Origin of the sequence: Cupriavidus sp. SK-3, assembly GCF_000611145.1 — a bacterium.
Lineage (GTDB): Bacteria > Pseudomonadota > Gammaproteobacteria > Burkholderiales > Burkholderiaceae > Cupriavidus.
Window position 1 is genome coordinate 24,087 of the sequence record NZ_JFJV02000126.1, and the last position, 22,964, is coordinate 47,050.

The 22,964-nt window shown below is 63.4% G+C and carries 23 protein-coding genes, 2 pseudogenes and 1 other annotated feature; of the genes and pseudogenes, 5 read left to right on the plus strand and 20 right to left on the minus strand.

Annotation, left to right across the window (positions count from 1 at the left end; genetic code table 11):
* The first annotated feature begins 108 nt into the window (after window positions 1-108).
* Complete coding sequence (locus CF70_RS13305) at window positions 109-3,024, plus strand: Tn3-like element IS1071 family transposase (RefSeq protein ID WP_003158660.1); 2,916 nt, start codon at window positions 109-111, stop codon at window positions 3,022-3,024.
* A gap of 199 nt (window positions 3,025-3,223) precedes the next feature.
* On the opposite strand, the gene CF70_RS13310 is transcribed toward CF70_RS13305, so the two are convergent.
* Window positions 3,224-3,463, minus strand: a complete 240-nt coding sequence (locus tag CF70_RS13310) for a tyrosine-type recombinase/integrase (protein ID WP_035865128.1) — start codon at window positions 3,461-3,463, stop codon at window positions 3,224-3,226.
* Window positions 3,464-3,735: 272 nt separating this feature from the next.
* Between CF70_RS13310 and CF70_RS13320 the strand changes: the two genes are divergently transcribed.
* A protein-coding gene (locus CF70_RS13320; RefSeq protein ID WP_152548598.1) for an IS3 family transposase occupies window positions 3,736-4,967 on the plus strand; the annotation gives its coding sequence in 2 pieces (ribosomal slippage) (window positions 3,736-4,024 and window positions 4,024-4,967; 1,233 coding nt in all).
* Window positions 4,014-4,130 (plus strand) — a sequence feature (AL1L pseudoknot). Its footprint overlaps the gene before it by 117 nt.
* Window positions 4,968-5,004: 37 nt before the next feature.
* A pseudogene (locus tag CF70_RS13325) lies at window positions 5,005-5,430 on the plus strand (Tn3 family transposase); the annotation flags it as partial.
* Window positions 5,431-5,466: 36 nt separating this feature from the next.
* On the opposite strand, the gene CF70_RS13330 reads toward CF70_RS13325, so the two are convergent.
* Window positions 5,467-7,028, minus strand: a protein-coding gene (locus tag CF70_RS13330) for an IS3 family transposase (RefSeq protein WP_152548611.1) whose coding sequence is annotated in 2 segments (ribosomal slippage) — window positions 5,467-6,590 and window positions 6,590-7,028 — 1,563 coding nt in all. Because the reading frame shifts where the segments join, the coding sequence is not laid out codon by codon here.
* Between the two features lie 66 nt (window positions 7,029-7,094).
* Here CF70_RS13330 and CF70_RS13340 point away from each other — a divergent pair.
* Window positions 7,095-7,637, plus strand: a pseudogene (locus CF70_RS13340) (Tn3 family transposase); the annotation flags it as partial.
* Between the two features lie 215 nt (window positions 7,638-7,852).
* On the opposite strand, the gene CF70_RS13345 reads toward CF70_RS13340, so the two are convergent.
* The 18 genes from CF70_RS13345 to CF70_RS13430 all read right to left on the minus strand — a co-directional run bounded on the left by CF70_RS13345 (window position 7,853) and on the right by CF70_RS13430 (window position 22,356).
* A complete protein-coding gene (locus CF70_RS13345) occupies window positions 7,853-8,269 on the minus strand; it encodes a hypothetical protein (protein WP_012478195.1) in 417 nt (138 codons plus the stop codon).
* 102 nt (window positions 8,270-8,371) lie between these two features.
* A complete protein-coding gene (locus CF70_RS13350; RefSeq protein WP_011255142.1) occupies window positions 8,372-8,815 on the minus strand; it encodes an OmpA family protein in 444 nt (147 codons plus the stop codon).
* Window positions 8,816-8,830: 15 nt separating this feature from the next.
* A complete protein-coding gene (locus CF70_RS13355; protein WP_012478194.1) occupies window positions 8,831-9,529 on the minus strand; it encodes a TraX family protein in 699 nt (232 codons plus the stop codon).
* On the minus strand, window positions 9,526-9,795 hold the full coding sequence (locus CF70_RS13360; protein ID WP_011255140.1) for a hypothetical protein: 270 nt from the start codon (window positions 9,793-9,795) through the stop codon (window positions 9,526-9,528). Before CF70_RS13360 ends, CF70_RS13355 begins: the two co-directional genes overlap by 4 nt.
* Before the next feature lie 29 nt (window positions 9,796-9,824).
* Window positions 9,825-10,460, minus strand: a complete 636-nt coding sequence (locus tag CF70_RS13365; protein WP_011255139.1) for a transglycosylase SLT domain-containing protein — start codon at window positions 10,458-10,460, stop codon at window positions 9,825-9,827.
* Window position 10,461: 1 nt separating this feature from the next.
* Entirely contained in the window at window positions 10,462-11,040 is a 579-nt protein-coding gene (locus tag CF70_RS13370) for a TrbM/KikA/MpfK family conjugal transfer protein (RefSeq protein ID WP_011255138.1), read from the minus strand.
* Window positions 11,041-11,058: 18 nt separating this feature from the next.
* The gene (gene trbL / locus CF70_RS13375) at window positions 11,059-12,777 is read right to left on the minus strand and encodes a P-type conjugative transfer protein TrbL (protein ID WP_012478193.1); all 1,719 of its coding nucleotides are present in this window, start codon (window positions 12,775-12,777) and stop codon (window positions 11,059-11,061) included.
* Window positions 12,778-12,788: 11 nt separating this feature from the next.
* Window positions 12,789-13,010: an entry exclusion lipoprotein TrbK gene (trbK, locus tag CF70_RS13380; protein WP_011255136.1), complete on the minus strand. Its 222-nt coding sequence runs from the start codon at window positions 13,008-13,010 to the stop codon at window positions 12,789-12,791.
* Window positions 13,011-13,019: 9 nt separating this feature from the next.
* Window positions 13,020-13,793, minus strand: a complete 774-nt coding sequence (trbJ, locus tag CF70_RS13385) for a P-type conjugative transfer protein TrbJ (protein ID WP_011255135.1) — start codon at window positions 13,791-13,793, stop codon at window positions 13,020-13,022.
* A 16-nt stretch (window positions 13,794-13,809) separates the two neighbouring features.
* Window positions 13,810-15,189 (minus strand): TrbI/VirB10 family protein, encoded by a 1,380-nt coding sequence (locus tag CF70_RS13390; RefSeq protein ID WP_035827489.1) that lies wholly within the window; start codon window positions 15,187-15,189, stop codon window positions 13,810-13,812.
* A 3-nt stretch (window positions 15,190-15,192) separates the two neighbouring features.
* Window positions 15,193-15,654, minus strand: a complete 462-nt coding sequence (locus CF70_RS13395) for a lipoprotein (RefSeq protein WP_011013267.1) — start codon at window positions 15,652-15,654, stop codon at window positions 15,193-15,195.
* Window positions 15,655-15,656: 2 nt separating this feature from the next.
* Window positions 15,657-16,550 carry a P-type conjugative transfer protein TrbG gene (trbG, locus tag CF70_RS13400; RefSeq protein ID WP_014386236.1) on the minus strand — a complete coding sequence of 298 codons (894 nt, stop codon included), beginning with the start codon at window positions 16,548-16,550 and terminating at the stop codon, window positions 15,657-15,659.
* A gap of 17 nt (window positions 16,551-16,567) precedes the next feature.
* Window positions 16,568-17,356 carry a conjugal transfer protein TrbF gene (locus CF70_RS13405; RefSeq protein ID WP_011013265.1) on the minus strand — a complete coding sequence of 263 codons (789 nt, stop codon included), beginning with the start codon at window positions 17,354-17,356 and terminating at the stop codon, window positions 16,568-16,570.
* Window positions 17,353-19,911 (minus strand): VirB4 family type IV secretion/conjugal transfer ATPase, encoded by a 2,559-nt coding sequence (locus CF70_RS13410; RefSeq protein WP_011013264.1) that lies wholly within the window; start codon window positions 19,909-19,911, stop codon window positions 17,353-17,355. Before CF70_RS13410 ends, CF70_RS13405 begins: the two co-directional genes overlap by 4 nt.
* Entirely contained in the window at window positions 19,908-20,219 is a 312-nt protein-coding gene (locus CF70_RS13415; protein WP_011013263.1) for a conjugal transfer protein TrbD, read from the minus strand. The genes CF70_RS13410 and CF70_RS13415 overlap by 4 nt, the downstream gene beginning before the upstream one ends.
* Before the next feature lie 3 nt (window positions 20,220-20,222).
* On the minus strand, window positions 20,223-20,687 hold the full coding sequence (gene trbC, locus CF70_RS13420; protein WP_011013262.1) for a conjugal transfer system pilin TrbC: 465 nt from the start codon (window positions 20,685-20,687) through the stop codon (window positions 20,223-20,225).
* A gap of 29 nt (window positions 20,688-20,716) precedes the next feature.
* Window positions 20,717-21,682: a P-type conjugative transfer ATPase TrbB gene (gene trbB, locus CF70_RS13425; protein ID WP_011013261.1), complete on the minus strand. Its 966-nt coding sequence runs from the start codon at window positions 21,680-21,682 to the stop codon at window positions 20,717-20,719.
* A gap of 314 nt (window positions 21,683-21,996) precedes the next feature.
* Window positions 21,997-22,356 (minus strand): transcriptional regulator, encoded by a 360-nt coding sequence (locus CF70_RS13430; protein ID WP_011013260.1) that lies wholly within the window; start codon window positions 22,354-22,356, stop codon window positions 21,997-21,999.
* 109 nt (window positions 22,357-22,465) lie between these two features.
* Here CF70_RS13430 and CF70_RS13435 point away from each other — a divergent pair, with 109 nt between their 5' ends.
* On the plus strand, window positions 22,466-22,804 hold the full coding sequence (locus CF70_RS13435) for a single-stranded DNA-binding protein (RefSeq protein WP_011013259.1): 339 nt from the start codon (window positions 22,466-22,468) through the stop codon (window positions 22,802-22,804).
* The last annotated feature ends 160 nt before the right edge of the window (window positions 22,805-22,964 follow it).

Below are 22,964 nucleotides of genomic sequence, written 5' to 3' on the forward strand. Positions count from 1 at the left end.
GCAAAGCTAGCACTGGCGCGGGGGTGGTCTGGGTAGACCGTTGATTTCATTGACTTTCCTGTTCGCTTTGTAAACGGGTATGGTGGCCTCCCACTTTTGAGGTTCACGATGCAGGGTTGGCACACAACGTTTTTGGGGATGCGTGGGCTCCCCCGCGATATCAGCGACTTCGAGATGAAGGCATTTTTCACCTTCGATGGTGCCGAGCGCGACGCAATCAATGCACGCCGAGGTGATTCCCACAAGCTTGGTCTGGCGCTCCATATTGGTTTCCTGCGCATGAGTGGGCGTTTGCTCGGTGCCTTTCGGGTAATTCCAGTAGCCTTGTGGCGCCACCTTGGCAACGAGCTTGGCATTGCAGCACCAGAAGTCGCCTCGCTGAGAGCCATGTATGAACGCGGGCGCACGCTATTCGATCACCAACAAGTAGCCTGCACGGTCCTTGGATTCCAGTGGATGAGCGAGCACCAGCGCCGCTCACTGGTACGTGAACTGCGCGACGAAGTGGCGCGCTGCGCCGACCGCGATCAGCTACTCGTGCGGGCGCGTCAATGGCTGTACAAGAACAAGCTGGTGATCGTGCACGAGCGGGCAATTCGGACACTGATTGCGGCGGCACTTGCCCAGCTTGAAGTTGAAACAGGCACCGCCATCGCCGCCAGCGTTGATCCAGCAACACTTGATCGCTGGCGAGCCTCAGTTTCAGAGCTGCGCCCAGATGGACAAACCCAGCAGAGTTGGCTATGGGCTGCACCGGCGAAACACTCAACCCGCCAAATCAGCGAGGTACTGGAGCGCATCGACCTGCTTTACACGCTGGACGTTCATAAGCACCTGGCAGACATCCCCGATCTCATCTTGCGCCGCTACGCGCGCCGACTTGTCTCCAGGCCGCCCTCAGCCGGAGCCAAGATCAAAGAGCCAGCGCGCACCGTGGAGGTCGCATGCTTTCTTCGGTATTGCCTGTTCACCACCACAGACCAGTTGATCCTTATGGTGCAGCGCCGGATCGCCGATCTGTGGCGTCAGGCTGCCGCCGATGTCCCCGCTACCGTCAATTGGGCCGCAATGTACAAAACGCTGCTCGGCGAACTTGTTGCCTTGAGCGCGCAAGGTGCGGTGCCAGATGCTGAGTTGCGTGCCCGTCTTGAAGCCTTGATCACCGAAACCCAGAAACGCAAACCACCGAGCAGGGCCTCCCTGGTCCGCGAGGGATTGATTGATGGAATTCGCCCCGTGCGGTCGTTGCTCGTCGCCATTGCAAAGCTGCCCTGGCAGGCCACCGGCGAGCATCCTGCCATCGAGTACCTTGCCAAGCTGCAAGCTTTATATCTCAAAGGATCCAGAAAGCTGCCAGTTGAAGTGGTGGCACCAAGTCTGGGAATGATCTGGCAGGTTTCGATCTCCAGCCCAGACCGGGAACGGGCGTTTCAGGCGTTGGAGGTGGCCACCCTGTTTGCCCTGCGCCGCGCGGTGCGCAATGGCTCGGTCTGGATTGAGCACAGCCTGAGCTTTCGGGGTCGTGCGCGCTTGTTCTTCACGGACGAGCGTTGGCAGGCAGAGTCCAAGAAACACTATGCCCGTCTATCGTTACCCAGCAAGGCTGCCACTTTCTTGAAGCCTTTGCTGGCCAGAGTAACTGCCGGTGTCGATGCGGTGGCCGCTGCAGCCCGCAGTGGCGTACTGCGCGTGGATGATGAACTCCATTTGTCGCCATTGCCCGCAGAGGACGAAGACCCAGAAGTGACCAAGCTGCGCGCGGCTTTGGATCACCGCATCGGTGAGGTTCAATTGCCGGAAGTGATTCTGGCCGTTGACGCCCAGGTGCGCTTTAGCTGGATCATGCTCGGACGTGAGCCGCGCTCTACCGACGAGCTGCTGATGGTCTATGCCGGCATCATGGCCCACGGCACCAGTCTGACTGCGGTCGAATGCGCGCGCATGATTCCGCAATTGTCTGCCACCAGCATTCGCCAGGCCATGCGCTGGGCGCGGGACGAACGGCGTCTGAGCCAGGCCTGCCAGGCTGTGCTGGAATTCATGCAGCGACACCCGATTGCCGCCACCTGGGGGCGGTCCGATTTGGCATCTTCTGACATGATGACCATGGAGACCACCAAACGGGTGTGGCAAGCCCGGCTTGATCCTCGGCGCAACACACCTTCCATTGGAATCTACTCCCATGTAAAAGACCGGTGGGGCATCTTCCATGCGCAGCCCTTTGTGCTCAATGAGCGCCAGGCGGGCGTGGCCATTGAAGGTGTCATCCGCCAAGAAAAGCTGGAGACCAGCCAGCTTGCTGTGGATACCCATGGCTACACCGACTTTGCCATGTCACATGCCCGTTTGCTTGGTTTTGATCTTTGCCCGCGGTTGAAGGAACTCAAACAGCGCCACCTCTTTGTGCCACGCGGCACCAAAGTGCCCGCAGAAATCGCTGCGGTGTGCGAAGCCAATGTCGACGTCGCTTTGATCGAAAAGCATTGGGATAGTCTGGTGCACCTGGCAGCCTCGGTCATGAGCGGACATGCCAGTGCGGTGGCAGCTCTTGCGCGGTTCGGTTCTGCCGCCCAGGGCGATCCAATCTATGAGGCTGGCGTGCAATTGGGGCGGTTGCTGCGTACGGCGTTTTTGGCTGACTACTTTGTCAAGGACGCTTTCAGGAACGAGTTGCGCCGGGTGCTCAATCGGGGCGAGGCTGTTAACGCCCTCAAGCGCGCCATTTATACCGGCCGGATCAGCCCGGCGCAGGCCAAACGTGTCGATGAAATGCAGGCTGTGGCCGATGCGTTGAGCCTGATGGCCAACATCGTGATGGCGTGGAATACCTCACAGATGCAGGCGGTCCTGGATCGCTGGTCGAACCGCCGCCAGGTCATTCCACCGGAACTGATCGGGAAGATTGCGCCCACCAGGCTGGAGAGCATCAACTTGCGGGGTGTGTTTCGCTTCCCGGTTGACCGCTATGCTGACCAAATCCTGCCTTCGCGGCCAAATGCATCGATAACTGGCACCAATGGATGAAACCGACCACGGTTTGACGCCACGAATCGCAGATTTGAAAGTGAACAGGAAAGTCAATGAAATCAACGATCTACCAACACCACCTCCGCGCCAGTGCTAGCTTTTCGTACCGTCACTTATTGCACTGAAAACGAGGAGACCCCGACTGCGGCCTCAATAGCGATTGGAGCATCACCCTTCACGCTCGCGTCGCGGTCAATCAGCTGTCTAGGTGATTGGCCCAAAACTCCATCATCGCGCGGCGTTGCGGCAGCTGCCTACTGTGGTCGTACGCGCCGCGGACCTTTCCGCGCACGTGCGCGAGTTGCAGCTCGATGTGATCAGACGGGAACTGCCGCTCGTACAGCGCCGTCGAGGCTAAACCTCTGAATCCGTGCCCGGTCATCCTTCCCTTGTAGCCAATCCGCTCGAGAGCCTTCAAGATCGTGTTGTTGCTCATTGATTTCTTGCGATCCAAGCGCGCAGCCCAGTGGGCGCGACCAGTACGTACAGGGAGTTGCCGTCAGCGACTTTGTAGGGGCGATCGCGGGTAACGAGGTTGCGCAGTTGGAGGTCGGTAAGCCTCCCGTTGAGCTAACGGGTTCTGCGGAGGGTAGCGGTTTCAGACATTTTGGGGTCCTCAATGAACGAGAAAATACCCCGATGACGCTTGTCGTCGTACTGAATCGCCCCGGGTTTTGAGGAGGCTCAAATCTCTGAGAGGATTGAGCCATGAAGAAGTCGAACAAGTTCTCACCGGAGGTGCGTGAGCGCGCGGTGAGGATGGTGCAGGAGCACCGAGGGGAGTACCCGTCGTTGTGGGCAGCAGTCGAATCGATCGCGCCGAAGATCGGATGCGTCCCGCAGACGCTGCTGGAATGGGTCAAGCGGGTGGAGGTCGATTCCGGGGTGCGAGAGGGCGTCACGACGTCCGAGGCGCAGCGGGTCAAGGGCCTGGAACGCGAGGTCAAAGAGCTGCGTCGGGCCAACGAGATCCTGAAGCTGGCCAGCGCGTTTTTCGCCCAGGCGGAGCTCGACCGCCGACTGAAGTCCTGAACGACTTCGTGGACCAGCATCGCGCCACCCACGGAGTCGAGCCGATCTGCAAGGCACTGCAGATCGCCCCGTCGGGATACTGGCGCCATGCGGCGCTGCTGCGCGAGCCGCACAAGCGATGTGCCCGGGCTCACCGTGACGAGGCCTTGGTGCCGCAGATCGAGCGCGTCTGGAACGCCAACATGCAGGTCTACGGCGCCGACAAAGTCTGGAGGCAGCTCGCACGAGAGGGGACCGACGTGGCCCGCTGCACGGTGGAGCGGCTGATGCGGCGCTTGGGACTGCGCGGCGTGCTGCGCGGCAAGGTGGTGAAGACGACCGTCAGCGACAGCAAGGCGCCTTGCCCGCTGGATCGGGTCAACCGGCAGTTCCGGGCCGAGCGGCCGAACCAGCTGTGGGTCAGCGACTTCACCTACGTGTCGACATGGCAGGGCTGGCTCTACGTGGCGTTCGTCATCGACGTGTTCGCCCGTCGCATCGTCGGCTGGCGGGTGAGCAGCTCGATGCGAACTGACTTCGTGCTGGACGCCCTGGAGCAGGCGCTGTACGCGCGGCAACCCGAACGCGATGGCAGCCTGGTGTGCCACTCCGACAGGGGCTCGCAATACGTCAGCATTCGCTACACCGAGCGGCTGGCAGAAGCCGGCATTGAGCCGTCCGTGGGCAGCAAGGGCGACTCGTATGACAACGCGCTGGCCGAGACGATCAACGGCCTCTACAAGGCCGAATTGATTCATCGTCGGACGCCCTGGAAAACAAAGGAGTCCGTGGAGCTGGCCACGCTCGAATGGGTGTCCTGGTTCAACCACCACCGCCTGCTCGAACCGATCGGCTACATCCCGCCGGCGGAGGCTGAGGCAAACTACTACAGGCAACTCGCCAGTCAGGCCACCACGGTGGAGGTCTGACTTAAACCAACGGGCCTCCACGAATCCCGGGGCGATTCACCCCATTGCAGCGACATGGGGTCGCACGGACCTGGCGTCGTCCGACATGATGAGCATGGAAACCACCCAACGGGTGTGGCAGGCCCGACAGGATCCAAGACGCAACACGTCCTCGATTGGCATCTACTCCCATGTGCGTGACCGATGGGGGATCTTCTACGCGCAGCCTTTTGTGCTCAATGAGCGCCAGGCAGGGGTCGCCATTGAGGGTGTCGTGCGCCAAGAATCCATCGAGACCAGCCAGTTGGCGGTGGACACCCACGGCTACACCGACTTTGCCATGGCGTTGGCCCGGCTACTGGGGTTCGATCTATGCCCACGACTGAAGGAATTGAAGCAGCGTCATCTGTACGTGCCGCGTGGCACGATCATTCCACCGGAGATCGCAGCAGTTTGCGAGGCTACCGTCGATACCGCTTTGATTGAGAAGCGGCGCGCGTCAAGGTAGTTGTCGCCTCGGTCATGCAGCCAACTGTTGAGTATTCACGTCAGGCAAATGCGTCTTTATGACGGACTCACGTTCCGGGTTGAGCGTGACTGCGCCAATGGGCGACCAGTTGCGCGTATTGCCGGACCAACGCGCCGGGTTGAGTTCGCGAGCCTCGGTGTAAAGAGCATGCCTGGCAGCCAGAATCGCCTGATCCTCACCGGCATGGCGCTGGGCCGGACTGACGTAGCGGATACCGCTGTGACGATGATCGACGTTGTACCACTGGACGAAGCCGGCTGCCCAGGCGCGCGCCTCGTCGAGGTCGGCGAAGCCTCGGGTGGGAAACTCGGGCCGGTACTTGGCGGTGCGAAACAGCGACTCGGCATAGGCATTGTCATCGCTGACCCGTGGGCGCGAGTACGAGGGTTTGACGCCCAGCCAGTTGAGCATGGCCAGTACCGTCGTGGCTTTCAAGGTCGAGCCGTTGTCGCCGTGCAGAACCGGCTTGGCGCTCAAGGCGGCAATCCCTTCGGCCAGCGCCGTGCGGCGCACCAGATGGGCGGCATGGTCGGCATGGTCGCTATCATGCACCTCCCAGCCGACGATCTTGCGGCTGTACAAGTCGAGAATCAGGTAAAGGTGGAACCAGCGCCCCGTGACTTGTGCCGGCAGGTAGGTCATGTCCCAGCACCAAACCTGGCGCACGGCGGTAGCGATGTGCGTGGTCGGCGGCCGGACCGCCTTGGGTGTCTTGGCGCGCCCACGGTGAGCGGATTGCCCATGCGCGCGCAGGATGCGGCTGAAGGTGGATTCGCTGGCCAGATAGACCCCTTCATCGGCCAGCATGGGCACGATGCGCGCCGGCGGCACGGCGGCAAAGCGCGGCGCATTGGCGAGGGCCAGCACCTGGGCGCGCTCGGCCTCAGAGAGGGCATGGGGCGGGACAGGGCGCACTGCCTGCGGCCTACGATCACCGCCGACAAGGCCTTCGCCAGCTTGCCAGCGTTGCAGCGTGCGCAAGTTGATGCCGGCCATCTCGCAGGCGGGCTTCAAGCGCGCGCCTGCCGCCTGCGCAACATGGATATCTCGGGCCAGTGCCTGGCGATCTTCGAGGCCGATCATTCGCCCTCTCCCTTGTTGAAGATCGCCGCGACTTTTTTTGACAGGACCAGTAGGGCTGCCGTTTCGGCCAGCGCCCGGTCTTTGCGCAGCAGTTCGCGTTCGAGCTCCTTGATCCGCTTCTTGTCTTGCCGGGTGGCTTGCGGACTGGCGCGGGCCTCCTCGGGCTCGGCCAAGGCCGCGGTGGCGCTGGCACACCACTGATCGAGTTCGGCCGGATATACGCCGTGCTCACGACACCAGGCGCTCTTGCCGGCCTCGTCCATCGCCGCCGTAGTGATCACCGCTTCGAGTCGAGCGCGCGCAGTCCAGGCCCGCCCTCGGGCGGGCCTGGACTGCGCATCCTCACGCCATCGTTCCAATGTCTGCACCGAAACCCCAATCTCTTGTGATACCACGCCCACTTGGGCGCTCTCCGGCGGCAACAACCGCGCCACCGCTCTGTTCCTGAATGCTTCTCCGTACCGAGCCATCTCTCATCCTTGTCGCCCCCAGGTTCAACATCATAGAGAGGCGACAACTATTCTGACGCGGGGGGGAAGCACTGGGACACCTTGGTCCATTTGGCAGCCTCGGTGATGAGCGGCAACGCCAGCGCAGTTGCAGCGCTGGCCAGATTTGGATCGGCGGCGCGGGGAGACCCCATCTACGAAGCGGGTGTTCAGTTGGGGCGCTTGCTGCGAACTGCGTTCCTGGCCGACTACTTTGTCAAAGACGCCTTCAGGAATGAGCTGCGTCGGGTACTCAACCGGGGTGAGGCGGTCAATGCCTTGAAGCGGGCGATTTATACCGGCAGAGTGAGCCCGGCTCAGGCCAAGCGGGCCGAGGAAATGCAGGCGGTGGCTGACGCCTTGAGTCTGTTGGCCAACATCATCATGGCCTGGAACACAACCCAGATGCAGGCCGTTCTGGACCGCTGGGCCAACCGGCGTCAGGTCATCCCGGCGGAGCTCACGGGGAAAATTGCGCCGACGCGGCTGCAAGGTATCAATTTGAGGGGCGTATTCCGCTTTCCAGTGGAGCGTTATGCCAGTGAAATCCTGCCGTCACAGACCACGCCGAAAACCGGGACCGGCGGTTGAAACCGAGCACGCTTTTGCGCCCTCAAACGGCGATCAAAAAAATCAACAGGAAACCCAATGAAATCAATGGCTTGGCAGACCACCCCTACGCCAGTGCTCGATCTCCTACCGTCACTTTTGACAACGAAAACAAATCGACCCCTGTCAAGGAAAACGGGCCTGCAGCATCGCCAGGAACGGCGATGGAGGCCCGCTAGGGGACGCCAGCAGCGCAGTTAAAACGTCGCGTCTTTCAGCGAGATCGAACACCCGTTGTAGTCGTAGCTCACGTCCGACACGACACCCGACACCCGAGCGGTTTTCCCGGTTGAAAGCTGGGTGACGTTGAGCTTGTTGTCTGTACCGGCATGCACCGAAACCTGGCCGGAGCGCAGGAACACCCGATAGCGAGGCTGGAAGCCTTCGGTGACGGAGCGCACTTCACCGCTGACCGCAAGGCCCTTGTTGGCATAGAGGCCGTTTGCTCGCACCTGGTTGTCTTTCGCGGCCTGGCAGATTTGCGGCAGGGATTCCGTGAGCATCACCGGGGCGGTGGCCTTCTGCACATCCTTGGCGACTTGATCCAACGCAGCGCAGCCCGCGAGGGCGAGCAATGGAATAACGAGGGCTAGACACTTCTTGGTTGATTGCATAGACACGACCTTGAGGGTTGGTTAGGAAATTGGGTGTCGGGATGCCCCCGACTGCTCACCACTAGGCAGGTGACGCAGCCGCTAGACCGAAGCGAGCGGCTTTTAGTACGTAGGCACGTAGATGACTTCAATGTCCACGCGCTGGTTCTGGTGCCGCCCTTCTGGCGTCGAGTTGTCGGCCACGAAGTCGGATGCCGAAGCGAAGTTCACCATGATCTTGAGCGGCGACACGCCGCGCGCAATCAGGTACTGGCGGGCCGACAAGGCCCGGCGCAAGGCCAGGGCCTCATCGGCCGCGCTGGGGCGTAGCGTGCTGGTGCGACCGCTGACGTAGATGATCGTGGCCCCCTTCGCCTCGGCCAGCAGCTCGGCCGTGGAAGCGTCCGGCCGGAACGTGGTGCTGCTGTCGGAGAAGGACACCGAAACAGCGGTCAAGACCGGCTCGCCATAGCTCACGGCCGCCATGCCGGCAGCGCCGGCGGCCATCGCGCCAGGCGCGAAGGCAAGGGACGCCAAGGAGAGGGTCAGAAAAAGGGCTTTGCGCATGGTGCGGACTCCAAATCAGAAGAACAGGTAGCCGGCCTTGCTCATGGGGATGCGGATCAACCACAGAGCGGCCAGGTGCAGCGGGTAATAGGCGTAGAACGCCCAGCGCAGGCGCGGCATGGGCAGATCGACGCGGGAAGCGACCAGGAGCAGCGGCAGCGAGGCCAGCGCCCACAGGTTGCGATTGATGAACCACAGCGCCGCGCAGGCGAGCAGCGCGACGGCCGCGGCGGCCCAGGTGGGCCGCTTGCGGTACGACCACACCGCCAGGCCGAAGGCCACGGCCGGCCACCAGTATTCGACCAGGCCGCCACCGACCAGGAACACCAGGCCGGCGCCGACCAGGTGCAGCGGGCCGCCCTTTTCCACCAGGTAGGCGCACGCCGTCACGACCAGGAGCGTGAACAAGACATTGAGGGGCCACCACCCGGCGGACAGGCCACCCAGGGCGACGAAGGGCACCGAGGCCACAGCGCCGAACACCGCGAGGCGCTTCATCGTGCGCGTGTACGCGCCGCGCTCGAATGCACCAGGTCGAGCCAGGTTGTAGGCCAGCACGAAAACGAAGATCGGCAGCGCCAGGCGGCCGGCCTCGAAGAGAAACGGCAGCGTGCCATTGAACAGGTACTTGTTGACGTGATCGCCGGTCATCAGGGCCAGCGCGAGCCACTTCAACGCTTCGACCGTCCCATCCGGCACGTGCAAGGGCTTCATCCGCGCTTGCCCCCGCGTGAGGCATAGGCGCGCAGCACCAGGAAGATGATGTACAGCGCAGGAAGCGACAGCACGAAGGCAATGGGCTTGCCGATCCATGCCGGCAGCGCCCACAGCAGCAGACCCAGCGCGAAGATCGGGCCGAGGCCCAGCAAGAGCAGATCGAATTGCCCCTTGGCCTGCGATTCGGCCCAGTTGCAATAGGCGGTCAGCACCCGGCCGAAACCGAGCGTGTAGCGCATCATGAAGGCGTGGAATTTGTCCATGTTTTAGCCGCTAAATCGGAAGGCCCGCCCTACTCCGGCGAGCCTTCGCTTCTGTTGTTGAAGGAGATCGAGCGCGGCACGTAGCCGCCCGCGACGTTGATGGATGGAGCTGCTGCCGGCCTGGCCGCCGGCGCGGCCGCTGGGGCCGCTGCCGTGGCCTGCTGGGCGGCTTGCACCGCCGGCGCTGGCCCGGTCGGCATCGAGGGCGTGGCCCCCGCCTTCGTCACGTCCAGCGTGACGAACCGAGCTTCGAGCCAATCCGCCCACTTGGCGGCCTTGCGCATCAGGTCGGCGCGATACACCGCGTTGTACTGCGGCGTGCGTGAGTGGTAATTCGCGGCCTTCGTCCAGAGATCGCCCTTGTCGTTGCGAATGTGCATCCGCAAGCGCCAGGCGGCGAGGTCGAACGAGTAGCAGCCAGCGGCCGCTACATCGTCCGCCGTGATGCCGTAGCGGGCCAGGTCGCGCAGGTAAGCCGTGTTGAACTGCATCGGCCCCACGTCATGAGTGCCGTTCGAGTTGCGCACCCACTGGCCCGGCTTGCCGCCTTCCTTCTCCGCGACGGCCAACACGATGTTGGCCGGCACTTCGTACTTCACGGCCGCCGAAACGGCGCACACGACGCGCTCCTGGAGCTGCGGCGGAAGGTCGGCAGCAAAGGGCATGTCAGTAACCCCCCCAGGAAGCGCGGCGGCGCTCTTCGTCCTCGCGCCGGATGCGTTCGTTGTACTCGGCCAGCGCCCGGTCATAGTCGGCCGCTTCGACCCAATACCCGCCCCTTTCTGGCGTGCCGACATAGCGCGGCTTGGTGCTGCTGAAATCGGTGTAAGCGTGGTTGGTGTAGGCCGCGCAGTAGTCGGGCATCTGGTTGCTGATGTACGTCGTCCCGTCCTCGTAGCCCTGCCAGAACACCAGCGTTTGATTCAGGGCCTGCGCATCGCAACGGCCAGCGCCGCGCGACATGGCCGACACCAGCGCGGACATTTCCGGCGTCTGGTTCGACACCGGGCACAGATCGAGGAAGTTCTTGCGCTTCTTGATCGTGTCGGACATTTTCCGCGCCGTGATGCTGAAATACTTGCGAAGCGACGGCGCGCATTCGCTCGGGCGGGTGCCGCTTGCGAGGCACAGGATCGCCTCGCAAGCCAGGCGGGTGTCGCCGGTCAGCACGTCTTGCGCGCTGGCCGTGCCGACCGAGCAGAGGGCCGCCACAGCGGCCACGATGGAAAGCAACTTCTTCTTCATGATGAACACTCCTTTGGGTTACGCAGATTTGTCGTTGCGGCCGCCGTCACGGAACGCGGCTACTTCGGACTCGGGATCGGCAGAGCTGTCAGCTCCGGCCAGGCTGTTGTCGCCGAAGGTCGGCGAGGGTTGTTGATCGGGCACGTCGATGCTCGTGTCGGCCGAGCTGCCGCCCTGCGCCTTGATCGCGGCCGCGATCTTTCCGCCGGTGGTGTCGGCGATGCGTTCCATCGCCGAGTCGCGCATGCTGGCGGCCTTCGCGGCCGCCACCGCACCTACACCCTTCGCCAAGTTCGCGCCGGCGTCGGCCGTGACGCGGCCGGCCTTGCCAAGCGCGGAAGCGGCCGAGGCCAGCATGCCGGGGCCGGTACTACCAGGTGCGTCCTGCTGGCCGCCCTGCCCCGCTCCCTGGCCCTGGCCGCCACCCTGGCCGGCCTTCGCGCCGCCGGCGTCACCGCCGCCGCTGGCCTTCTGGCCGCCGCCTTCGCCACCCTTCGAGCTGGAGCCGGCCTTATCGCCGCCGGCCTTGTCGCCGCCTTTGTCGCCGCCCTTCGACTCGCCGCCGCTGCTGCCGCCGCCGCCAGAGTCGCCACCGCCGCCACCGAAGCCGGCGGCTTGGCCCAGGGGCGTGCTGGTGCCGGCTTCACCGCCACCACCACCGCCAGAGTCGCCGCCACCACCACCGCCCAGCATGGACATGACATCCGACCCGGACGAGACGTTTTCATTGGCCTTCGAGAACGCGGCCATGACCGCAGAAGCACCGCCGGCGGCCGAGGCCGCGCCGGCCGCCAGAGCAGCGCCGCCGGTTGCCGCTGCTGCGGCCGCCATGCCAGCGGCACCGAGGGCCGCGCCTGCGCCGAAGTTGCCGATGCCGGCACCGCCCACGCTCGCGCCGGTGATGACGCCGGCGATGAGCGCCGGAATCTTGTTGACGAGTGCCAGCAGGATCACGCAGACGATGAGCATCACGCCCATTTCCTTGAGGTTGATCCCCTCGCTCATGCGCGCGTAGTAGTCATCCAGAAAGGTCTTGCCGATGCCGACCAGCAGCACCATTGCCATGAGCTGCGCGGCCACACCCAGCACGGTCTTGTAGTAGTTGATCGCCATGTCGGAAGTCCACCGCGACCCACCGAAGCCGAGGAAGAACACGCCGCCATAGGCGAGCACCCAACCAGACGCCAGGAGAAGAAGCATGTTCACGCCGATGAGCGCGAGCACGATCAAGATGGCAACGGCCATGAGGATGCCGGCCATGCTGTCCACCGGCGACCACACCGAGGACTGATCCATCACCTTGTAGAAGATGGCAAAGCCAATATCGACAATGCCGGAAGGCGACAAGGCTTGACCCAAGCCCGTCGCGTTGCCGGCAATTTGGCGTAGCGACGCATAGATGGTCGAGGCGAAGTTAGGGCCGTTCGTCAGCAACCACCAGAAGAAGCCGGTGAAGATGGTGAAGCGGACAAGCTCCGCGAAGAACTCCCCAATGTCGGCCTTGCGCAAGGCCATCATGCCGAACGTCCAGACCATCGAGATCGTCACCAGCAGCCAGAACAACCAGGATGCGGCGTTGGTGATGACACCGGCCCAGCCGCTGGCGGCGGCGTTGTAGCGGTTCAGAACGTCATCGAAGAGGCCCGAGCTGTTCATTTGGGCGGAAGCGTCCGTAGAAAAGAACGCCAGCCAAACGAGCAGCGGCAGGGCGAGTTTCAAGCTGGCTGGCATTCTCATTCGTCAGTACCTCACCAGGACTTAGGTTCGCTAGGTTTGAACGAGCCGGCCCGCAGGCACTGCGATGAAAACGCCTCTTGCACGCTCTTATCGAGCTTGGCGATGTTCTCGGGTTTGCAGTTCTCGGCATTCACTTCGGGCAGCGTCACCGGCTCGGGCTTTTTCTCGCAGCCGGCCAGCAGGGCCGCCACAAGGGCGGCCGCTGCCAGGATCGAGGGTTTGGATAGGCGCATGTATCCCCCTTACCAATTACGGGCCGGACTGGCCCTGTACTCGCCCTTGCGCAGCGCCTCGCCGGCGGCTTGCTGCTGCGCTTCACGGTCGGCTTCGACCTGCATCCGCGTGGCGATGGCGTTCTGCTGCGCGACCATGAGGCCCCGGATTTGCAGAAGCTGGTTTGCCTGCTGGGCCGCGAGCTGGTTGGCGAAGCCGATGGCCTGCATTTGCCCGTTCGCGCCCTGCGCGGCCGACTGGAGCCGTTCGAGCTGGCGCGCGTCGGACTTCAAGGCGTCCTGCTGGCGATCCAGGCCCTTGAACAAGGCATCGTTGGCCTTCTTCTGGCTCTCGCTCGCCAGGCGGCGGTTCTCGGCCATTGCGGCCTGTTCGGCGGGCGTGCAGCCGCCGGTGCCGTTGAAGCACGGCGAGCTGCGGTAGTAGGCCACGTCCTGGAACTTGCCCAGGTACGAGTCGATGCTGCCGAGCTGGGTCTTGTAGTAGTTCAGCGTATCGACCGCATTCATCAGCCCGTTGATCGTGGACTGCGCCTGATCCCAGATATAGGCCGCCGGCGCGACCGTGTTCTGGATCATGTTTTCGTACTGCTGGAGCTGGGTTTGGTACTGCTCAATTTGCTTGAGCGTCTGCGCCACCGACTCGATGGCCGTCATGACGTTCTGCACCAGGTTCCCGCCGTCGATGACGGGAATGCCGGCCTGCGCGGGCGACATGGTGGTGATCGACCCGGCCATCAGAGTGACGGCGAGAGCGACTTTAGCGGCTAAAAACTTCTGCTTCATTTGCTTTCTCCTGGCGTTAGTAGTCAAACGATTGGTACGGCTTCGAGAACGTCATGTCCTTGGTCACGATGACGTTGAACCGATAGCCGGGGCGGATTTCCAAGGTCGGGGCAATGTTCAGATTCTTGGAAACGAGTTGGGCGATGGTGTTGCCCAGCACTTGCCCAAGTGCTTCGCTCAAAGCATCGCTGGCGCGCTGCTGATTGCCGGTGGAACCGCTGTTGTCCTGGCTCATGCTCACGGCGGCGATGACGCCCGACATGAGGAAGGCCGAGCCGAACACGCGCAGGTAGTGGTTATTCACCTGGTCATTGAAGCCCGCGTACCCGGCGCTATCCGCGCCCGGCATCGTGCCAATGTCCATCGCCTTGCCATCGGGGAACACGATGCGCTGCCAAGCCACAAGCACGCGCGACTGACCGTAGGCAACATCGCTCGAATACGACCCGACCAGGCGCGAGCCTTGCGGAATCAGCAGATGCTTGCCGGTCGGCGTGTCGTACACGTTCTGCGCGACCTGGGCCATGATCTGGCCCGGCAAGTCGGAGTTGATGCCCGAAATGAGCGTGGCCGGCACCACGAAGCCGGCGCGCAGCTCGAAGGGCGAGCGCGGCGCTTCGGGCTGGGAGTCCAGCCGCCAACGGTCGCCCTGGCCGCTTCCCGCGAACTGCGCGTAGTTCTTGCCCTGGCCGCCACCGGCGGTTTGCAAGAGCTGCGGCGCACCACCACCCACGCCGCCGCCGGCCTGCTGGCCGCCGACGCCCGAGGCGCGAAGCTGCGCGAGCCGGGCCTGATAGGCGGCGGTCGGATCGCCCGATGCTTGCGCACCGATTTGCTGCCGCACAGCCGCCAGGCGGGACAGCATTTCGTCGCGCGTCTGCGGCGTGCCCGGCTGCGCGCCCGATGACCCGCTGCTGCGCGGCGCATCGACACGAACGCCCGTCTTGGCCTTGACCGCTTCCTGGAACATTTGCAGCTTCGCCATGCGGATGCGGTCGGCTTCATCGTCATGCACCGGCTGGCCCAGGTTGCCGCTGGGCGGTGGCGGCGGCGCGTCCAGGTCGGGGCGCGCGACAAGCACCGGCGCAGCCTCTGGCCCGGTCGCCAGCTCCGGCGGCTTGAGCGGCGAGGCCGCTTCTACCGTGCCGCCATCCCTGTCGCCGACGATCTCCTTGGCGAACATCGTCGTGTTACCCGCCTTCTCGGCCGCGCCTTGCGCCGGTGCGTTCTGCTTCGCAGCGCGATCCGCCGCGACCAGCATCATCACCAGCAGGAAGGCACCCAGCGCGGCCGCAAGGATGTACATCGGCATGTTGTTGACACGCCGCACGCCGGACTTCTTCGATACCGCGCCCGGCGAGGCGTCCGGTGCCATTTGATCGGCTTGGTCACTCATAGGTCACTCCTTGCGCACCCAATACCCAGCCGGCGCAAAGCTGCCGTCTTGCACCAGGTACGGGCGGGTGATGGATTGATGGCCGACCAACAGAGTCAGGCGGTACAGGTTCGAGTCGCCGGCCTGGTCGAGCACGTACCGCAGCGGCAGGGCCGCCGGCGATGCCGGCTCACTGGCCGCCGTGGCCTGCGCCTTCGCGCTGGCCGGGTTGAACTCCAGTAGGGCATAGCCGCGCTCGCGCAACGTCAGCACCAGGGCCTGGCCGAAGGCATCAGGCGTGGCCTGTTGCAGCTCCAGGCGCGTCTTGGCCGGCGGGTACAGCACAGCGAGCTGCTGCACCGCTTCGCGGGCGAGCTGCTGCTGATCGACCGTTGCGGTCGGCGGGACGAAGTTGCCGTATTGGCCGGTGGTCGCGCAGCCGCCCAGGGCGAGGACGAACAGCGCAGCAAAGATGATCTTGCGCATGGTCACTTCCTCCGGGAGATAGTCACGCGGTCTTGGCTTCCACCAACACCGGCAATCAGGATCGCGCGGTCAAACACCGTGTCCACGATGTAGCGATTGCCCTGCACGCGATAGTTCACCATCACGGTTTCCTCGTCGCGGAAGATGCCGCCCTCGCGGCGCACGACCAGGAGCGTCGGCGCTTCGGTTTGCTCCATCGTTCCGGGCATTTCGATGATGGTCTTGCGGCCATCGTTGAACACACGCACCGGCTTCCAGCTCGCCGAGCCGGACAGGTCATAGTCGAACTTGAGATCGCCCAGGTACTCGCCGGTCTGCGGGATGGTGCGGTCGGTGCGTTCTTGCGTTTCGCGGCGCTGGATCGCGTCCCACTTCGCAAGCGCGTCCTCGGGGTAGGTGAACGAGACTTGCGGCATGTACTCGGTGCGATGCGAGCGCAGGCGCAGGTGATAGGCGCGGCGGTTCGTCGTCACGATGAGGCTGGTTTCCAGGCCAACATCCATCGGCTTGATGATGAGGTGCTGCACTTCGTTGGGGCCGCTGCCGGTGATGGCCGGCTCGACCGTCCACCGGGCCGTGTCGCCCAGGTTGATCGAGTTGACTTGCTCGCCTGGCTGCAAGGCCACGTCGCACACCTGGAGCACCGCGCACACGATGCTGGGCTGCTGCGCGCCGAACAGGAACTTGATCGCGCCATTGGAGCCGGCGACGGGCTTCATGCCGGTGGCAGCGCCCGCGTTCCATCGCTTCGCAATGTCGATGGCCGCGCGCTCTTGAGGCGTCAGCGTCGGGTTCTTGCCGGTGAAATACTTGTCGGCCAGGTCATCGGCGGCCAGGGCCAGGGTGGGCGACAGCAGCGCAGCGCCCAAGGCGACAACGGAAAAGATTTTCTTCATGGTGAATGTCCTTGGGTTCATTGAACGCGCGACCAGGAGTAGTCCCGCACGTACACGCTTAGGGGGTTGTTCCGAAGTTGCTCATCCGTGGTTTGCGGCGTGACTTCCGCGACGTACACAGTGACCAGCGCACGCCAGATCGCGGGCTTGCCCTTCGGTGTGCCTTGACGGTCGCGGGCGGTTTCTTCCCACTCGACTTGCCAGGTGTCCGGCGTCTGCGGGATGGCCGTCTTGATCTCGACGTTCACCATTTCCTTTTCAGCGCGACGGAACGGGCTGGCATCCGGGGTGCCGTTCAACCACTCATTCATCTTTGGCGTTGCCGGATCGTTGGGCGACAACTTGGCGTACACGCGGAACACAGAGCGGCGCTGCAAGGCCACGTCCGGCGTGACCGTGCGGGCGTCGGTGATGAACTCGGCGACCGTCGCATGGATGACGCGGGCATCGGCCTTCGAGGCCGCTTGCACCGGGCCGGCGGCCACTGTCTGGCCGAGCTTGTCCACTTCCACCACGTAGGGGATGAACTTCGACTGGCTGCCGATGTGGATCACGCCGCCGACGCCGGCGAGCGCGATCAACAGCGACAAGATGCCGATCACTTGCCAGGTCTGGCGAGACGACACGACGCCGCCCACGTGATCGTTCCAGGTGCGACGAGCGGCCAGATAGGGGTTCTCGGCCTCGCCCTGGCGTCGGCCGCCTTCCAGCGGTTCATCGGTCTGCCGAGGGTCGCGCTTGTCGCGTCCTGCGGCCGTGGCGGGCTTCTTGAAGATCAAGCCCTTGAGGGTGTCGGCAAAGCTCATGCGGCCTCCAGGTAGTCATTGAGATTCAGATTGCGGCCGGCCAGCCAGTGATCGACCCACTCATGGCCGAACTTCGCTTGCAGGCTCTTGATGGCGGCGACCGATTCCTTGTCGGACGCGCCGACGAAGGCCAGGGCCAGCGGCCCCAGGGCGAGGTCATAGAGGCGGCGGCCGTTCTCGGAGACGTAGTAGTACTGCCGCTTCGGAACCGCCGTGGCGAGGATTTCGATTTGCCGCTTGTTGAGGCCCATGCGGCGATAGAGCGCCGCCGTGTCCTCGTCGCGGGCATAGACGTTCGGCAGGAAAATCTTGGTCGCGGTCGATTCCACGATCACATCCAAGATGCCCGAGTTGGCCGCGTCGGAAAGGCTTTGCGTAGCCATGAGCACCAGGCAGTTCGCCTTGCGCAAGACCTTGAGCCATTCCCGAATCTTGGCGCGGAACGCCGGGTGGCCCAGCATCAACCAGGCTTCGTCCAGGATGATGACGGCCGGCTGGCCTTTAAGGCCGCGCTCGATGCGGCGGAACAGGTACAGCAGCACCGGCAGCGCGAACTTCTCGCCGAGGTTCATCAGCTCTTCGATCTCGAACACCGTGAAGTCGGAGAGCGACAGGCCATCCTCTTCGGCATCGAGCAGGTGGCCCATCGAGCCGTCCACCGTGTATTGCTTGATGGCCTCGCGGATCGCTTCGTCCTGGATCGTCACCGAGAACTCGGAGAGCGTGCGCGCGCCGCTGGCGTGCATGCTCATGATCGCGTGGCCGATCTCGTTGCGCTGCCCTGGCGTGGTGTCCACGCCGTTGAGCGCAAGGATCGTGTCGATCCACTCCATCGCCCAAGCCCGATCCGCCTTCGTTTCGAGGAACTGGAGCGGGCAGAAGGCCAGGCGGTCATCGTCGGCGGCCACCGTGAAGTGCAGGCCAGTCTTGCCCTTCGAGCCGGCATTGATTGCGGCCGCGAGCGGGTACATCGACATGCCCTTGTCGAAGGCGTAGATCGACATGCCGGCATAGCGCCGGAGCTGCGCGGCGATGATGCCCAGGTGCGTCGATTTGCCCGCGCCGGTCGGGCCGAACATGAAGGTGTGGCCCAGGTCGCGCACGTGCAGGTTCAGCCGGAAGGGCGTAGCGCCGACCGTGACGCAGTGCATGAGCGCCGGGGCCAGCGGCGGGTACATCGGGCACGGCGCGGTGGCGCTGCCCGTCCAGATGGAGCTTGTCGGCAGCAGGTCGGCCAGGTTCATCGTGTTGATGAGCGGCCGGCGCACGTTCTCGACGCCGTGGCCGGGCAAGCTGCCCAGGTAGGCGTCCATCGTGTTGATCGTCTCGATGCGCGCCGCGAAGGCCAGCCGGTTGATGGCCTTCTCGACCGACAGCGCGGCGGCCGCCAGGCGCTCCCGATCCTCATCCATCAACACGACCACGGACGTGAAGTAGCCGGCGGCCACCAGGCCGCTATTGACCTCGGCGATGGCCGCCTCGGCATCGGCCACCATCGTTGCCGCGTCCTGGTTGACGCTGCCGGTGTTGGTGTTGAAAACCTGGTCGAAGAAGCCGCGAATCTTCTGCTTCCACTTCTTGCGGAACTTGTCCAGGTGCTTCAAGGACTCGTGCTGATCCATGAAGATGAAGCGGCTCGACCAGCGGTATTCACTCGGCAGCTCGGCCAGGGCCGACAGCAGGCCAGGCGTTGACTCCAAGGGGAAGCCTTCGAGGGACACCACCTGGATGAACTTGCGGCCGATCTTCGGAACGACGCCGCCCCACAGCTCTTGCCCGCCGATCACGGCGTCCAAGTACATCGGGTTGCTGGGGAGCTGCACCGGGTGATAGTTGCCGGTCACGCAGAACTGCAACCAGCTCAGGAAGTCGTCATGCGTGACTTCCCTGCCCTCTTCCGTGGCGATCTTGTGGCCCTTCAAGCGCGTGAGCTTGACGGCCGAGGACATGCGCGATTCCAGGCTGCGGATTTCGCGCTTGAACTGCTCGATGAGGCCCACGGTGCGGGCCGTGTGGTCGGGCGTCACCGCGTCATCGTCAAACATCAGCTCAACGAACTTGCGCTGGGCCAGCACTGGCGGAAACCAGGTCACGGCGAATACGAAGTGCCCTTCGTACATCGTGCCCAGGCCCTCGAAGAGCCGCCGGCGCTCTTCATCAATGGCGGCCGACACCGGATCGGTGAAGGTGGAGACGCCGCGCTCGGAGTAGTTGGGTGCCGGCCGGCGCACGGCATCGACATGAACCATCCAGCCGCTGCCCAGGCCCGCCAGGGCCTGGTTGATGCGGAAGGACACCATTTCCCGCTGCTCTTCGGTGCTGCTGGCGTTGTCATCCCCTTGGTACAGCCAGGCGGCCATAAAGGAGCCGTTCTTGCCCACGATCACGCCGTCATCGACCACGGCGGCATAGTTGAGCAAGTCGGCCAGGCCCGCGTCCTTCGACCGATGCTTCTTGAGCTTCAGCTCGGCATCGACCTGACGGATACGGGCAAAGAGGATGAGCAACAGAACCGCACCGAGTACAGCAATGCCAATTGCGATTGCTTCGATCATTTGTATTGCTTCCCTTGACTCGGCGTGTTTTCACGGAAGGGCGTGCTGCGAGCCGGGTAGTACGGCTTGTACCGGCGGTGCCGCAGGTACACGTGTCGCAGCTTCGGGTCGGACTTCGCCATGAGGCGCAGCACGAATAACGCGCCGAACCACAAGGCGATGCCGAACACCGTTGCCCTCACTTCTTGGGCGCTGAAAATCAGCGCCCCGGCCAGCAGGCCCGAGAACATCACCAGCTCGCGGTCGCCACCCATGAACAGGTTTTCTCGGTTGCCGGCCCTACGGATGGGGATCGCGCGCAGTGCCATGACTTACCCCGCGATGTGGCCGCGTTCGGCCCAGCGTGCGATGGCTTCACCAGGGAAGCCGGCCATGTCCAGCGCCGCGACCTTGGCCTGGTGCAGCACGCCATCGGTCAGGGCGGCGATTTCCGCGCCACGGCCGAAGAAGGTGCTCATCATGTTCTGCGCGCCGACCAGCAGGGCCATGACCAGGACGATGAAGATCAACGTGCGGAAGAAGCCGTTGAGTTCGCCGCCGAAGATCAAGATGCCGCCGGCGACAACGATGCCGATGATCGACAGCGCGAAGGCCACCGGGCCGGTGACGCTGTTGCGCAGGTTGGTCAACCAGCCTTCATACGGCAGGGAACCGCCGGTGCCTTCGGAGGCGAAAGCGTGCTGGGGGGCCAGCAGGAAGAACGCCAAGAGGGCGAACATGCCCAGGTAGAACACGGCGCGGCTGTCGAAGCGGAACGCGGGAAGGGTCGATTGCATGGGTCTAAGCTCCTTACAGGGTTACAGGGTTACAGGGTTTTGGTTGCGTACTGGCCGTTGGCGTAGCCGGAAACCTCAAGGATTTCCTGGATGCGCCGCGAGCCGTCAGGGGTGCGGGCGATATGAACGACCACGTGAACCGCCTCGCCTATCAGCGGTTCAATGGGTTTGGGTGAATCGGGGTGCATGCTGATGAGCATGGCGAGCCGATCAAGGCCCGCTTTGGCGTTGTTTGCGTGCAGGGTTGCGGCTCCTCCTTCGTGCCCGGTGTTCCAGGCCATCAACAGATCAAGTGCTTCGGGGCCGCGCACTTCGCCGACCAGGATGCGGTCGGGCCGCATGCGCAGCGTGGTCTTGAGCAGCGCCGTCATGGTCACGTCGATGCTGGTGTGGTACTGGACGTAGTTCTCGGCGGCGCACTGGATTTCGCCGGTGTCCTCGATGATGAAAACCCGTTCGGTCGGGTCTTGAAGCACCATCTCGTTGATGATCGCGTTCACCAGCGTGGTCTTGCCCGAGCCGGTGCCGCCGATCACCAGGATGTTCCGGTGGGCACGCACGGCGGCAATCAAGGAATCGCGCTGCTGCGCGGTCATGATTCCGCGCTCGACGTACTGCGCCAGGGTGAAGATGGCGACCGCCTTCTTGCGGATCGCAAAGGTCGGTGCGGGCACGACCGGGGGGAGCTGGCCGGCAAAGCGGCTACCGTCTAGCGGGAACTCGCCTTCCAGGATCGGCCGCTGCCGCGTGACTTCCTTGCCGTGGTAGCCGGCAATGGTTTCGATCATGGCTTGGGCCTGCGCGAAGCGAAGGGTGCCGATGCACTTCATCGGCTCGCCCAGCTTCTCCTGCCAGACTTTGCCGTCCGCGTTGAGCATGATTTCAACGGTCTTGGGATCGTTCAGAGCTGCCAACAGCTCCGGCCCCATGTCGCGTTCGAGCTTCTTCTTCGCCCGTTCCTTGATCGTGTTGTGTTCCAGCTTCTGTTCGGTCATTCCGTGTATCCCATGTATGTGATTTGCGTGCTGCCCTGACCGCACGCATTCTACACAGGTTCATACGATATACCGAAGTCTTTTGACGAGCAAGCAAACGGAATGACGGATTGAGTGTTTTCAATCGTGTCCCGAGCTGATCGCAATAGAAACAACGCGGCGCATGCTCCGTGCGCCTCGCACCGAACCTATGGCTTGCGTTGTGGGTGTTCCGGGGGTTGAGCCACCCCGGCGGGCTTTAGCGGCTAAAAAGTGCTGGCTTCTGCTGGCTCAGTTCCTTGCCGCGTCCCTTCCCTGCTTTCTTTCTTGGCGTCCTACCCCCGGAGCTTCTTGCGGGCGGCCTCGCCCCACTTCTTGACGATGAATGCCTGATGCGACGGTAGCACCGCCGCCACTCGCTCGAAACCGGCAGGAAGGCTCTGCGGAGCCTTGCCGCCGGCCAGGGCATCGAGCGTGTCCTTGTCCAAGTCGGTTGATTCAAGCAGAAGGGGCAACGGCGCATCAAGGGCCTTGGCAATGTCCTGCATGACCTTGAGGGACGGATTGGCCTTGCCCGTAGTGAGATCGGACAGGAAGGAGATCGAAACCCCCGACCTGTCCGATAGCTCCTTTTTCGTCATGTGGCGCTCATCAAGCAGCCGCAGCACGTTCGTGAAGAAGATGTAGTTATACAAAGGCGTCGCCTTGCGCATGGGCGGCTCGAAATTTTAGCCGCTAAAGTTCTTGACCTCGGAATTAGGTTTAGCTAAACTCTAGGCTTCATCACAGCCTGGAGAGCTACGCATGAGCCATAACCAATTCCAGTTTATCGGCAATCTTACCCGTGATACTGATGTTCGCCATAGCGAAAACAGCGCCCGCGCCGTATTCGACCTGGCCGTGAACCGCGTGTGGCGCGACCGCGCCGGCGAGAAGAAAGAGCAAACCGACTTCTTCCGCATCAAGTCGTTTGCCGGCCTGGCAGAGAACGCGGGCAAGTACCTTGGCAAAGGCTCCAAGGTGTTCGTCCAGGGCCGCATCGAGCCGACGAAGTTCGAGAAGGACGGCCAGACCGAGTACGGCTTTGACTTCATCGCCGACGTGATCGAGTACCTGGATACCAAGGAACCAGGCGGCAAATGAGAAACGCGCCCGGCCACAGGCCGGGCGTTATGCTAGGAGGACGAAGATATGCCGGACAGTTTCGACGAGCAGGGCTACCGCCGCAAGCTCATCGACGGCGGGTTGAGTGAGGCCGACGCGACGGCGCTTGCCCGCCGCTACGCGGCCGAGCGCAACGCGC